Annotated in this window: 11 protein-coding genes and 1 pseudogene; 7 read left to right on the top strand and 5 right to left on the bottom strand. The window is 43.3% G+C overall.

Annotation, left to right across the window (positions count from 1 at the left end; translation table 11 throughout):
- A pseudogene (locus tag B9T38_RS07020) lies at positions 1 to 128 on the bottom strand (IS256 family transposase); the annotation flags it as partial.
- Positions 129 to 205: 77 nt separating this feature from the next.
- Entirely contained in the window at positions 206 to 736 is a 531-nt protein-coding gene (locus B9T38_RS07015; RefSeq protein ID WP_086196097.1) for an HPP family protein, read from the bottom strand.
- A gap of 93 nt (positions 737 to 829) precedes the next feature.
- Between B9T38_RS07015 and B9T38_RS07010 the strand changes: the two genes are divergently transcribed.
- Complete coding sequence (locus B9T38_RS07010; protein ID WP_086196096.1) at positions 830 to 1,369, top strand: TetR/AcrR family transcriptional regulator; 540 nt, start codon at positions 830 to 832, stop codon at positions 1,367 to 1,369.
- 167 nt (positions 1,370 to 1,536) lie between these two features.
- Here the strand turns inward: B9T38_RS07010 and B9T38_RS07005 are convergent, their stop codons facing one another.
- Positions 1,537 to 2,343: a cytochrome C assembly family protein gene (locus B9T38_RS07005; protein WP_086196095.1), complete on the bottom strand. Its 807-nt coding sequence runs from the start codon at positions 2,341 to 2,343 to the stop codon at positions 1,537 to 1,539.
- A gap of 138 nt (positions 2,344 to 2,481) precedes the next feature.
- On the opposite strand from B9T38_RS07005, the gene ffh reads away from it, so the two are divergent.
- Entirely contained in the window at positions 2,482 to 3,882 is a 1,401-nt protein-coding gene (gene ffh / locus B9T38_RS07000) for a signal recognition particle protein (RefSeq protein WP_086196094.1), read from the top strand.
- Between the two features lie 193 nt (positions 3,883 to 4,075).
- Positions 4,076 to 4,651 carry an RBBP9/YdeN family alpha/beta hydrolase gene (locus B9T38_RS06995; RefSeq protein ID WP_086196093.1) on the top strand — a complete coding sequence of 192 codons (576 nt, stop codon included), beginning with the start codon at positions 4,076 to 4,078 and terminating at the stop codon, positions 4,649 to 4,651.
- Positions 4,652 to 4,808: 157 nt separating this feature from the next.
- On the opposite strand, the gene B9T38_RS06990 is transcribed toward B9T38_RS06995, so the two are convergent.
- Positions 4,809 to 5,546 carry a type III pantothenate kinase gene (locus B9T38_RS06990; RefSeq protein WP_086196092.1) on the bottom strand — a complete coding sequence of 246 codons (738 nt, stop codon included), beginning with the start codon at positions 5,544 to 5,546 and terminating at the stop codon, positions 4,809 to 4,811.
- 9 nt (positions 5,547 to 5,555) lie between these two features.
- Positions 5,556 to 6,314: a biotin--[acetyl-CoA-carboxylase] ligase gene (locus B9T38_RS06985; RefSeq protein WP_086196091.1), complete on the bottom strand. Its 759-nt coding sequence runs from the start codon at positions 6,312 to 6,314 to the stop codon at positions 5,556 to 5,558.
- A gap of 30 nt (positions 6,315 to 6,344) precedes the next feature.
- Between B9T38_RS06985 and B9T38_RS06980 the strand changes: the two genes are divergently transcribed.
- The 4 genes from B9T38_RS06980 (at position 6,345) to B9T38_RS06965 (ending at position 12,625) form a co-directional block, all read left to right on the top strand.
- Complete coding sequence (locus tag B9T38_RS06980; protein WP_086196090.1) at positions 6,345 to 7,154, top strand: sulfite exporter TauE/SafE family protein; 810 nt, start codon at positions 6,345 to 6,347, stop codon at positions 7,152 to 7,154.
- Between the two features lie 360 nt (positions 7,155 to 7,514).
- Positions 7,515 to 8,210 (top strand): GntR family transcriptional regulator, encoded by a 696-nt coding sequence (locus B9T38_RS06975; RefSeq protein WP_086196089.1) that lies wholly within the window; start codon positions 7,515 to 7,517, stop codon positions 8,208 to 8,210.
- A 10-nt stretch (positions 8,211 to 8,220) separates the two neighbouring features.
- Entirely contained in the window at positions 8,221 to 11,673 is a 3,453-nt protein-coding gene (gene smc, locus B9T38_RS06970) for a chromosome segregation protein SMC (protein ID WP_086196088.1), read from the top strand.
- 1 nt (position 11,674) lies between these two features.
- The gene (locus tag B9T38_RS06965) at positions 11,675 to 12,625 is read left to right on the top strand and encodes a cell division protein ZipA C-terminal FtsZ-binding domain-containing protein (RefSeq protein WP_086196087.1); all 951 of its coding nucleotides are present in this window, start codon (positions 11,675 to 11,677) and stop codon (positions 12,623 to 12,625) included.
- Positions 12,626 to 12,639: the final 14 nt, after the last annotated feature.

Raw genomic sequence — 12,639 nt, 5'->3', positions numbered from 1 at the left:
AGTTCGGCATTGAGAGCCGTTTCAACAGTGAGTTTAGTCAACAATCGGGTGAATTGGTTGAGATCGTCTTCTGTTTTGATTCCTTTAGCAAATTCTGCTGCAAGGTCTTTTAGTTTTTGTTCGTTCATCATGTTGCCTGACTCCGTTGTGAATATGAACATAGCAAATTCAGGCAATTACACAATTTAATTTACAGTCTCATTTATTACTTGGTTCTGATTAAACCTAAGCCATATAGAGGCCACTTATTATTAGTTTTAATATTATTTATAACAGTAGCAACCAAAACTAAAGCTATAGATCCTAATAACACAGGAAAAACCAAGAAACTCCATTCATAGTGGATAGAATTTGCTGTTAAAAGTATTACTAATGGATTAGCTCCAGCTGGGGGATGTACACATCTAAAAACTTGCATTAAGGCAATTGCACAGCCTACAGATAAAGCTATAGTCAAAATAGAATCAGGGAAAAAATTAAGGAAAAATAGGCCGATAAAAGCTGAAATGAAATGACCAAATATAACATTTCTAGGTTGTGCCAATGGTGACTGTGAAACAGCATACAGAATTACACAAGTAGCGCCAAAAGGAGCCATGATGTAGAGATTACCTGTTAATTTAGTAAGCAAAAGTAGAAGAAAGATGCTGATCGTTCCTCCAAATAAACTTCTAAGAACTTCATGCCTTTTGGGAAATGCAGCTAATTTTTCCTTTCCTTCAAAAATCGAAAACATGTCTATATCCCCTCTTTCAAAATATTGTTTTCAAACCATAATATAGATAAAATAAAAAATAGTACAGATCTGTACTATTTTGGGGTGCGACAAATGTCAAAATCAGCATTAAAAATTTTAGATACAGCAGAAAGACTATTTAATCAAAATAGCTTTGTTGGCGTTGGGGTAGATCTAATTCGAGATGAATCTGGTTGTTCTAAAACCACTATGTACACTTACTACAAAAATAAGAATCAGTTGGTTCAGTCGGTTCTTAGAGCTCGTGATGAAAAATTTAAAGAGAGCTTATTCAAATACATTGGAACAGCAGAAGGTATTTGTGCAATTAATAAAATTTTTGATTGGCATATGGAATGGTTTCAACAAGAATCTTTCAAAGGGTGCTTATTCGTGAGAGCTGTAGCTGAGTCTGGTCAAAATGAAAAAGATATAATATCCGTTTCTAAAAAGCATAAGCAGTGGATAAAAGATTTAGTATCGAAAAATTGCTTATTAGCGGATCATCAAGATTTATCTGAGCTAATTTATACTTTAATAGAAGGGTTAATGAGTAGATTTTTAGTAGATGGATTTGATCCTAATATTGCTAGTACTCTGAAGAAAAATATTAATAATTTATTTGAGCGATGATTAAGATTTTCTAAAATTAACATATACAAGTTATATGAAACTATCAATTTATTATTTTTAATCAATGATATATCGTATGAAAAAAAGGTCCAAACCATAAGGGTTGGGCCTTTTTAATGATTTATCATGTTCCACATTTTTAATTAGTCAAACTGAACAAAAAAGCCTTATTTTCCCAAAATCATTTCCAGTACAAACTTGGAACCAATAAAACCAATCGCAAGTAGCATAAAACCAATCAAGGTAAAGCGAATGGCTTTTTGACCGCGCCAGCCAAATTTATAATGGCCAATCAACAGGAAGCCATAAACAAACCAGGAAATAATACTAAACGCCGTTTTATGCGCCAAATGCTGGGCAAAGAAATTTTCAATGGTAAAGAAACCAAAACCAAGCGCTAAAGTCAGCAAGATAAAACCGGTAATGATTAAATCAAATAATAATGATTCCATAGCCTGAAATGAAGGCAGTAAATTAACCCACAGTCTTTTGGTCTTATTCTTTAATTCACGGTTCTGAAACCACAAAATCACCGCCTGAATAGTTGCCATCAGCAGAACGGCATAGGCCGATAAAGACAAGATAATATGAATGTCTAGGCCCAGAGAATGCTGTTCAATCACCTGATTGGTCTTGCTTAAGGTAAAACCTAAAATGAGACCGATTGCAGCAACAGGGATACCCAGTAAATTTAGTGCCAAAATGGGACGAAATGTACTAAACAGCAGGCTGAGCAGCAGCATCAGACCAGAGGTAAATGACATCAGCACAAAAACATCATAATTGATGCCTAAAGGGGTCAGCATATCGCTATACAGCACAGCCCCGTGCAACATTACCCCTAAACCCAGTACCAGCCCAATAAGCCAATGGTTTGGATCACGTTTTGACATTAAGTGGATAAACAGATACCAGAAAGATGAGGTATAAGCGATTAATGCTAAGATCGTGTAAACCAAGGGCAGGCTAATCATGTCAAACCTTTTTCAGGATGATGAATATTCATTTATATAAATTCGATGCGAACTACAGTATCCTATAGCATTCTATGCATAAATTTTCTATTTTAAGAAACAATTTTTTGCTCACGGCTATTTTAAGCGGAATTTGCAATGTTTGATACCTTAACAGAACGACTCACGCAGAGTTTAAGAAATGTTACTGGCTCAGGGCAGCTAACCGAAGACAATATTAAAGATACGTTACGTGAAGTGCGTATGGCACTTCTTGAAGCCGATGTGGCGTTACCTGTAACTCGTGAGTTCATCGCGAAAGTTAAGGAAGAGGCATTGGGCCAAGAAGTGATGACTCAGTTATCACCGGGCCAGGCGTTCGTCAAAATCGTCCATGACGAACTGACCAAAATGATGGGTGAGGCCAATGAAAGCCTTGACCTCGCAGCCAAACCCCCTGTGGTTGTACTGCTTGCAGGTTTGCAAGGTGCGGGTAAAACCACGACTGCGGCAAAACTTGCACGTTTCCTGCAAGAGCGTCAAAAGAAAAAAGTGGCCATGGTTTCTGCCGACGTTTATCGTCCAGCGGCAATCAAACAGCTGCAAACTGTAGCGGGTGAAGTTGGCGCGATTTTCTTTGAATCGAATGCCAATGAAAAACCAATTGATATTGCCAACCGTGCCATTGAACAAGCGAAAATCCAGTTTGCTGATGTGCTGATTGTCGATACCGCAGGTCGTCTACACGTCGATGACGAAATGATGGACGAAATTAAAGAGCTTCATGCTGCCATCAAGCCGACTGAAACCCTGTTCGTGGTCGATGCCATGACCGGTCAGGATGCGGCGAATACAGCCAAAGCCTTTAATGATGCGCTTCCATTAACCGGTGTGATCCTCACGAAAACTGATGGTGATGCACGCGGTGGTGCGGCACTTTCGGTACGTGCGATTACCGGCAAGCCAATCAAGTTCCTGGGTATGGGTGAAAAACTTGATGCCCTAGAGCCATTCCATCCTGAGCGTATCGCGCAGCGTATTCTCGGCATGGGTGACGTGCTTTCTTTGGTCGAAGAAGTTGAACGCAAGATCGACAAAGAAAAAGCCGAAAAAATGGCGAAAAAATTGCAAAAAGGCGGCAGCTTCAACTTTGAAGATATGCTGATGCAATTTGAGCAAATGAACAAAATGGGTGGCATGATGGGCTTCTTGGATAAACTTCCAGGCATGAGTAACTCGGGTATTCAGGACGCGATTGCACAGGCGAACCCTGAAAAGCAAGTGAAAAAGATGGAAGCGATTATTCAGTCGATGACCATTAAAGAGCGTCGTAACCCGGACCTGATGAACCCAAGCCGTAAAAAACGTATCGCTGCCGGTTGTGGTATGGATGTTGCCGAAGTGAATAAACTGATCAAGCAACATGCGCAAATGGCGAAAATGATGAAGAAATTTGCCAATCCGTCAGGTATGGCAAAAATGATGCGTTCATTGGGCAATATGCAAAAGCAATTCGGTGGCGGCGGTATGGGCCCGCTATTCGGCAATAAAGATAAATAAGATTGAGCTTTACTGATCAATCCCAAGAAGGCGCGTAATGCGCCTTTTTTATTGCCTTTTTTCCTATCCTAAAAACACTTTGAAACAATCCGGTTTATTTTGTGATGAACAGGCTGGATTTTTTGATTCTCATCGGCATATCATAATTGAATAAATATGACTCATTCTACAATTTATAATAAGAAGAACAGATATGTCACAATTACAAAAGCAAGTTTATATTGTGCATGGTGATCAAGCTTCTCCTAATGATCACTGGTTTCCCTGGCTTAGCCAGCAAATTCAGCATTCAGGCCATCTGGCAAGGCGACTAATCTTACCCGATCCGAACGCACCGAATTTTCAAAGCTGGCAAACAGCAATACAGCTGCAAATACCCCATTTAGATTCAGAAAGCATTATTGTCGCGCATGGTTTAGGTTGTCTTGCCAGTCTGCATTTTTTGACTCAGGCACTCAGTCAGACTTCAATTAAAGGGCTGATACTGGTGGCTGGCTTTAAGGATAAACTCACTGCATTACCCGAATTGGACGGTTTTATTCGGCAGGCAAAATTAGACATGGCCATTTTGCAAAAACAGATTGCGACCCGATTTTTACTGTTTTCCTGTAATGATCCTTATGTGTCACCGCCCAAAGCTGTACTGCTAGGTCATTACATTAATGCCCAGATGCAGGAGGTGAACCATGCCGGGCATTTTATGCGCAGTGATGGTTTTGATGAATTTAACCAGGTCTGGGATGTGCTAAAACCTTTGCTGCTGCATTAATCTGGTGGGAATCTATTGCAATCTTTATGCAAGTAATGAGGTAAATTGCCGGATGCACACATTCAGCCATTCATTTTTATAAAAGGCTGCACCGAACTGCCGGAAGTCTGGCAGACGATACAACCTTATCTGATTCGCTAAATCCTATTCGTTAAAATCAGGCTTCAGCCAAGGAATAAATATAATTTTGCAGCCCTTTCAGCAATAGATCCGGCTCAATAACAGGCTGATAAGCTGTCAAATATTTAGCAAATAGCGGTGCATCACCACCAGTTAAAATCAGTTCGCCTGGATACTTTTCCAGGACCTTTTCAATGGTGCTGACCAGACTGAGCAGAATGCCATGATGAACGGCATCAATGGTATTGCGACCTGGGCTAAGCTCATCAAATATGGCATCGGGAATCTTGATGCCTTTGGTATTTTGAATCAGGGAATCACGCTGTAGGTACAGGTTCGGCAGGATATAACCGCCCAAGTGTTGCAAGCCATCGGTGAGGTCAATGGTCAGTGCAGTTCCACAACTGATCACACAATATTTTTGCTCCGGATTGTTCACGACAGCCAGCATTTGCAGCCAGCGGTCAATCCCGAACTTGCTGGTATCTTCATAGGCACAGCGTAAGCCGGCATATTCGGCATGGACTTTGGCAAAAGTCACCGGAACATTTAAAAACTTGAGAATTTTTTGGATGCGTTCATTGTTCTTTTTGTCCTGAACCGAAGACACCCCGACTTGTTGCAGATCCAGACTTTTAAAATGCTGGATTAAACCGAGTAGCAGGTCGGCAGGGGATTGCAGATGCAGTTCTGCGTCATGTTCAATTACCTGATGATTTTCAGTAATCCAGTATTTGAGTCGGGTATTGCCGATATCCAGCCATAAATTCTTCATTGCATTTCTCTAAAGAGAGGTATTCAGGCGGCGTAAACGCCCTTGATAAAACTGTTTTAAACCTTCAGGGGTTTCAATCGTGACAGAGCCATCGTCCTGAATGCCCAGGAAGATACCTGAACATACTCCCGAATGGTCTTCAAATTCAACAGCTTGGTTTTTAAAAGCCGCATAATGATTAAAGCGTGCCGCTAGGTTATAGCAGTCATGATCAAACCATGCACTGGCTTGCTGAATCTCCATATACAGTTCAGCAATCAGCTGAATACGGGAAATATCCTGTAATCCCAATTCACGCAGTGAGGTGGCATGCTGGTCAATCTGTGCTTTGAGAACAGGTTCAAGATTAATCCCGACACCGACAATGACCTGATGAGGGGAAATCGGTTCAACCAGAATGCCACCCCATTTACCTTGTCTACTATATAGGTCATTCGGCCATTTCACTTGCAAATCTAAATTTTGCAAACTCGGCATTTGTAAAATATTCAGTGCGATTTCAAGCGCCAGCCGGCCATCAATGGCTGTTCGCGTATTCAGCAATGTGCTTAAATAGATGTTGCCTTCAGGCGATACCCACTGTCGTTGACGCTGTCCACGACCTTGAGTCTGTTTGGAACTGCAAACCAGAACACTGTGCACGCCTTTCAGTGCAATTTCACGTACATCGTCATTGGTCGACGTGGTGACGGGTTTGAGTAACAAAACTTCAGGAAGCTGATGGGCATCATCGAGGATTTTTTGCAGCTGTCGGGTCTCTAAATCCATTTAAATCTAAGTAATCGTGGAATGTGAATAATGGAGTTAATCATATATTTATTGATTGGTGCAATGGCGGGTTTTGCTGCCGGGCTGTTTGGCGTTGGTGGCGGCCTGATTATTGTTCCCATTCTTTATATTGTATTTACCCAGTTACATTATGATCCATCGGTGATTATGCATCTGGCTGTGGGTACATCTTTAGCGACCATTATTGTCACTTCCATCAGCTCGGTCACAGCGCACCATAAAAGAGGCGCGGTGATGTGGGATGTATTTCGTAATTTAGCGCCGGGACTGGCTTTAGGGGCATTTTTAGGAGCCGGTATTGCGGACTATATGTCGGGTCAGGGCTTGCAATTATTAATCGGCTTTTTTGCCCTTTGGGTGGCATATACCATGTTTAATGGTGCAAGCAAAGCGGTGGACCCGAATCATCATTTACCTTCCAGAGCCATGCAGATTCTGGCTGGCGGCGGAATCGGAATCGCCTCTGCCATATTCGGTATTGGTGGTGGCAGCTTGACCGTACCGTATTTAAGTCGTCATGGCGTAGTGATCCAGAAAGCGGTAGCCACCTCGGCTGCAGGCGGCTTACCGATTGCCATTGCTGGGGCGTTAGGCTTTATGTGGTTTGGTTCCAATACCGAAACTGAAATACCGCATAGCATTGGCTATGTGCATATCTATGCCTTTATTGGTATTAGTGTCATGAGTTTTATGACGGCTAAATTAGGTGCAAAAGTGGCGCATAAACTATCGCCAGCCATGCTGAAAAGATGTTTTGCCTGCCTGTTGGCAACTGTCGGTTCGTATTTTATTTATCAAGGTTTTTCAGCCTTTTTTTAATTTAAAAACCATATAAAAGAGATGAAAAGGTGTGCTATGGTTTTTGCATACGCACCTTGAGATCACTTATCCTGCTGTTTTTCTAAGGATGTGCTGAACTAAGAATAATTTTTATTTTATAATTTAAATGAATCGCTTAGGTTGAAGTGAGTCTAGAGCAGGATATTTGACGGAAATAGACAGTTTTATCCGATCTACTGATCACAAACTGATATTGGCTTTATCGACTTGAAAATTGTCTGACAATGTCATATTTTTTGCAATTAAAATCAAGTAAAAAAGCACGTAACAATCAGGATTTATCCACAGGGTTTATCCAATTTTTTTGATTGCATCTTATAAAAACAAGATAGGAACAGTATGCAAGAACAAGAAAAGGACAGTTTGTCCGAGCAGATTGCCAGGCATATTAGTGAGCAAATCATTCGCGGTGAACTGGTAGAGGGGGAACGCATTCAAGAATTGCGCATTTCCTCTGAACTGGATGTCAGTCGTGGTTCGGTACGCGAAGCCTTACTGCTGCTGGAGCGTACCCAATTAATCGAAATTTATCCCCGTCGTGGGGCGATTGTCTCGGAAATGTCTGCCCAGCAGGTACGTGCCCTGTTTGAAATGTGTGCATTGCTGTGTGGGCAAATCGTGCAACGCATGGCCGAAACCTGGCGTCCGCATGAAGCCGAAAGCATTCAGGCATTATTGCAACAGTTGCAGGAAGAAACCCGTCACGGCCATACTGAAAAATTTTATGATTTAATCTTTCAGGGCTTGTCTCGTCAGCATGAAATGGTCGGCAATCCTTATTTAATGAAAGTCTACCAGGAACTGTTACCTTCACTGCGCCGCAGCTATTTTTTAACCTTAAATATCTCGCATCGCGAACTGCAGGAATCATTTGAATTGTTTAAGCTGGTGACTGATGCAGTTTTGATCCGAAAATCACAACAAGCTACTTTATTTATGGATGATTTTTGTCGACACTTGCGTAACCTTGTGTTGGAATCTCTGACACGGATGAAACAAATCGAACTTGCATGGGCAAGACGTTCACGACGTTGATCAGGACATTATGCGTTTAAGCAGCTTAAAACTTTCCGGCTTTAAATCTTTTGCCGACAGTACAACTTTACATTTCAAGGCAAATCGTACCGCTGTGGTTGGGCCCAACGGTTGTGGTAAATCCAATGTCATTGATGCCATACGCTGGGTAATGGGAGAGTCCAGTGCGCGCCAGCTGCGTGGCGGCAGCATGCAGGATGTGATTTTTACCGGAACTGCAAAACGTAAACCGGTCGGGGTCGCTAGTGTCGAACTGCGTTTTGACAATACCTATGGCAAGCTCGGTGGCGCTTATAATGCCTATAACGAATTGGCTGTACGTCGTCAGGTCAACCGTGATGGCAAGTCCGAATATTTTTTAAATGGCACCAAATGCCGTCGTCGTGACATCACCGACATTTTCTTGGGAACCGGTTTGGGTCCGCGCTCTTACGCGATCATTGAACAGGGCATGATTAACCGTCTGGTCGATGCCAAACCGGAAGAAATGCGGGTGTTTATTGAAGAAGCTGCCGGTGTTTCCCGTTATCAGGCACGTCGCCGTGAAACCCTATTGCATCTGGATCACACCACGCAAAATTTATCCCGTCTTGAAGATATTGCCGCGGAACTGAAATCCCAGCTGAAAACCCTGAAACGTCAATCCGAAACCGCCATTCAATATAAAGAACTGGAAACCCGGATTCGCACCATAAAAGTGGAAGTGCTGTCATTTCAATGTGAGCAAAGCAGCCGCTTACAGCAAGAATATACTGTGCAGATGAATGAGCTGGGCGAAACCTTCAAGCTGGTGCGTTCCGAACTCACCACACTGGAACATGATCTGACTGCAACCAGTGAATTATTTCAGCGCCTGATTCAGCAGTCCACGCCACTGCAAAATGAATGGCAACAGGCTGAGAAAAAACTAGCTGAACTGAAAATGACGCTGGAACAGAAGCAGTCCTTGTTCCAGCAGAATACGACAACTTTGAGTCAGCTGGAACAGCAAAAACTACAGACCAAAGAACGGCTGCAACTGATTGAATTGCAAATTGAAACTTTGCAAGCCCAGCATGAACAGCAGACTGAACAATTACAGCAGCAAGAAAGTCAGGGACAAGACCAGAGTCAAAGTCTGGGCGATTTGAAAGTACAACAGCAACAGGTACAACAGCAATTTGAACTGGTCAAAGCCCAGGTTGAAAAACAGCAGCAGCAAAAAATGCAGATGCTGGCGCAAAGTGAGCAGTTGGCGAAAAATATTGCCCGGATCGAACAGCAAAAACAGACCTTGCAACAACAAGCCGCACAAATTCAAAATCAGCACCAGCTGGAGGATATTGAACAGCTGGAAAGTGAAAAAGTTCAACTGTCTCAGCAGATTGAACAGCTGGAACAAGCCATTCAAACGCAGAAACAAACATTAGAGTCAGTGCAAGCACAATATGCGCAGCAGAAAAATGATGTTTCAAGTTTGAAGTCTGCGATTCAGGTGTTGCAGTCGGAACAGAAAAATCTCCATCAGTTGCTGATCAAGAACAGTCCGAAAGTCCAGAGCGATGCCGTGCAGTTGATGCAGGTGTTGAAGCTCAAAGATCAGGCCAAAGACCATGCCCATCTGATTGAAAAATTCCTGGCGAAATGGCTCTCTGCACAAGTATTAGATGCGAATACTGATTTCACGAAAAGTATTGCCCGTCAGCTGAAAGTTCAGGTGGCAAAAGGGCAGATTCAGCTGGCCAGTTTGCCATGTCTGGCCGAGTGGATTGAATCACCGCAGCATTCCATCTGGCAGCAGGTGGCCGTTGCAGACAATCTTCATCAGGCTTTGGCTTTACAGTCGCAATTGGGTATTGGTCAGTCTATCTTGACGCTGGATGGTTATCAGGTGGCTCAAGATTGGGTGATCGGTCTGTTTTATGATGAAGCCAGTCAGGCAGGACAAGGGGCACTGAGTCACCGTATCCGTTTGGAAGAAATTGAAACAGCATTGGCACAGCAGTGGCCACAGCTTGAAACGGCGGAACAGCTGTTGCCGGAACTGGTAAAACAGATTCAAATGTTGCAAAAAAACATTCAAGATCAGCAAGACCAGTTAAAGCTACAGCAAAAAGCATTGCAGCAGCTGGATGTCAACATTGCCAAAGTACAAAGTACGGCTCAGGCTTTTTCGCTTCAGAAACAGCAATTGGCCAGTCAACTGCAACAGCTGGATGAGCAGCTGGAAGAGGATGCCATGCAGAAAGATGATCTGGAAATTGATCTGCATGCCTTAAACCTGAAATTGGAACAGGCTTTACCGAATTATAAAACCCTACAATTCCAGGTTGAGGAACTGACCGAGCAGCTGGAAAATACCCAGCACACCTGGCAGCAAGCACAACAGGAGCTGGAATTGCTGCGTCGTCAGGCCACGCAAACCCGGCAGCAAATTGAATTGCTGGAAAAAGATGCTTCTTTCTCCAAAGCGCAATATCAACAGATTATTGCGCAAATGGAGCAGGCGAAAAAGTTTGTTGATCCGGTGCAGCTGGAATTACCAGCACTGGAATCTCAATTCAGTGAGCAGGCACACATTACCGAGAAGTTGCAAAAGACCTGGAATGAATGGCAGGCTGAACTGAACAGTGTTCAAGAAAAACAGCAGCACCTGACCGAACAGCGCCATCAGCACCAGCAGCAAGACGAGAAATTGCGTGGCCAGTTAGAAGAGAAACGCTTGGCCTGGCAAGCAGCCAAGTCTGACTGGCAGCACTATTCTGAACAGTTAAAAGAGATGAATAGTGAAATGCTCACGGGGCTGAGTATTGATATTGCCAGCCATCAACAAACCCTGGAAAAAGCGCAGCAGCAGTTTGAAAAACTGGGTGCGGTCAATCTGGCGGCTTCTGAAGAATATGAGGAAGTCTCCAGTCGCTTTGAAGAACTGAGTCATCAGATTGAAGACCTGGAAAAAACAGTCGATCAGTTACAGGGCGCCATGAAAAGTATTGATCAGGAAACCCGCAAATTGTTTATGACCACCTTTGATCAGGTCAATCATGAACTGCAAGACCTGTTCCCGAAAGTATTTAATGGCGGGGAAGCCAGTTTAAGCCTTGAAGACGACTGGCAATCGGGTGTAAAACTAATGGCGCGTCCACCGGGTAAACGGAACAGTTCTCTGGCGTTACTCTCTGGTGGTGAAAAAGCATTAACAGCATTGGCATTGGTATTTGCCATCTTCCGTTTAAATCCGGCACCGTTCTGTGTACTGGATGAGGTCGATGCACCTTTGGACGATGCCAATGTGGGACGGTTTTGTAATCTGGTAAAAGAACTTTCTGAACAGGTGCAATTCATTTACATTACCCATAATAAAGTTGCAATGACGATGGCAACCGATTTGTTAGGTGTTACCATGCCAGAACCGGGCACCTCAAAATTAGTCACTGTCGATTTGGAACAGGCAAAAGAATACGGTTTAGTTGCGGAGTCATAGTATGGAAGTCACTACGATTGTTGGCATAGTTATCGCCATCATCATTATGCTATTCGGTTTAAGATTATTGTTTAAAAAACCTGGGGATGCAGCACCGTCACTAGATTCGGAACTTCATGTCAATTCTGACAGCCAGCAACCGGTCATTCCTCGTCATGTGCGTGATCAACTACAAAGTGCAAAAGAAGCCGAACGTGTTGAACCCACTTTAACTGAAACGGCGGCTGAACAGCTTCCGGCAGCTCAGCAGGCAGAAGCGCAAGCAGAAAAGGTTGAAACCGCTCAGGTTGAACAGGCAGCAGCACCCGCTCAGGCGGAGTTGAAAGCAGATGCTACAGCTGTAGAAGAAGTAAAATCTGAAGCCAGCTCAGGGCAGGCTCAACAGGGTGAAGATAAAAAAGCAGATGAATTTAACCTGAACAGCAGCATTGAAAAAGCCGAAATTTCAGACTTTGAAGATGAAAGCAGCATTCTGGATGAGCATTTGCATGAACAGCAACGCGTGGATGAAGCCAGTGCCTTATCGACTGCAGCCGAATTTATTGCCTTGAATATTTATCCGGAACGCCGGGTGCTTTCCGGGGAAAAAACTTTAAAAGTCTTGCTTAAATATGGCCTGCGTTTTGGTGAAATGGCCTGTTTCCATCGTTATACTGAAGACGGCAGCAAGTTACTGTTTTCTGTTTTGCAAATTACCGACGAAGGTGCAGCCGGTTTTGATCTGGAAACCTTGTCGACTGAACAGGTGAAAGGTTTGGCTTTCTTCCTGGCACTGCCACACAGCGATGTGCAAAATGCTTTTGATACCATGGACAGCATTTCGCGTCTGATTGCCCGTGAAATTGACGGCACCGTGTATGACCAGAACAATCAGGAATTTACGCCGCAATTACGTGAACAATGGCGTCATTTCGCAATCGACTATCGTGAAGGTCAAAGTACAGAAGTTTAGTTTGAAACTGACGG

Source organism: Acinetobacter sp. ANC 4218, from assembly GCF_002135245.1.
In the GTDB taxonomy this organism is placed as follows: Bacteria; Pseudomonadota; Gammaproteobacteria; order Pseudomonadales; family Moraxellaceae; genus Acinetobacter.
The sequence above is the reverse complement of the archived record's forward strand: the minus strand, read 5'-3'. Positions and strand labels throughout refer to the sequence as shown.

What these genes read in the sequence shown, in the direction of transcription:
- B9T38_RS07015 (WP_086196097.1), bottom strand. Translation starts at nt 736, where the DNA reads ATGTTTTCGATTTTTGAAGGAAAGGAAAAATTAGCTGCATTTCCCAAA.
- B9T38_RS06975 (WP_086196089.1), top strand. Translation starts at nt 7,515, where the DNA reads ATGCAAGAACAAGAAAAGGACAGTTTGTCCGAGCAGATTGCCAGGCAT.
- ffh (WP_086196094.1), top strand. Translation starts at nt 2,482, where the DNA reads ATGTTTGATACCTTAACAGAACGACTCACGCAGAGTTTAAGAAATGTT.
- B9T38_RS07010 (WP_086196096.1), top strand. Translation starts at nt 830, where the DNA reads ATGTCAAAATCAGCATTAAAAATTTTAGATACAGCAGAAAGACTATTT.
- B9T38_RS06980 (WP_086196090.1), top strand. Translation starts at nt 6,345, where the DNA reads ATGGAGTTAATCATATATTTATTGATTGGTGCAATGGCGGGTTTTGCT.
- B9T38_RS06995 (WP_086196093.1), top strand. Translation starts at nt 4,076, where the DNA reads ATGTCACAATTACAAAAGCAAGTTTATATTGTGCATGGTGATCAAGCT.
- B9T38_RS06965 (WP_086196087.1), top strand. Translation starts at nt 11,675, where the DNA reads ATGGAAGTCACTACGATTGTTGGCATAGTTATCGCCATCATCATTATG.
- smc (WP_086196088.1), top strand. Translation starts at nt 8,221, where the DNA reads ATGCGTTTAAGCAGCTTAAAACTTTCCGGCTTTAAATCTTTTGCCGAC.
- B9T38_RS06990 (WP_086196092.1), bottom strand. Translation starts at nt 5,546, where the DNA reads ATGAAGAATTTATGGCTGGATATCGGCAATACCCGACTCAAATACTGG.
- B9T38_RS06985 (WP_086196091.1), bottom strand. Translation starts at nt 6,314, where the DNA reads ATGGATTTAGAGACCCGACAGCTGCAAAAAATCCTCGATGATGCCCAT.
- B9T38_RS07005 (WP_086196095.1), bottom strand. Translation starts at nt 2,343, where the DNA reads ATGATTAGCCTGCCCTTGGTTTACACGATCTTAGCATTAATCGCTTAT.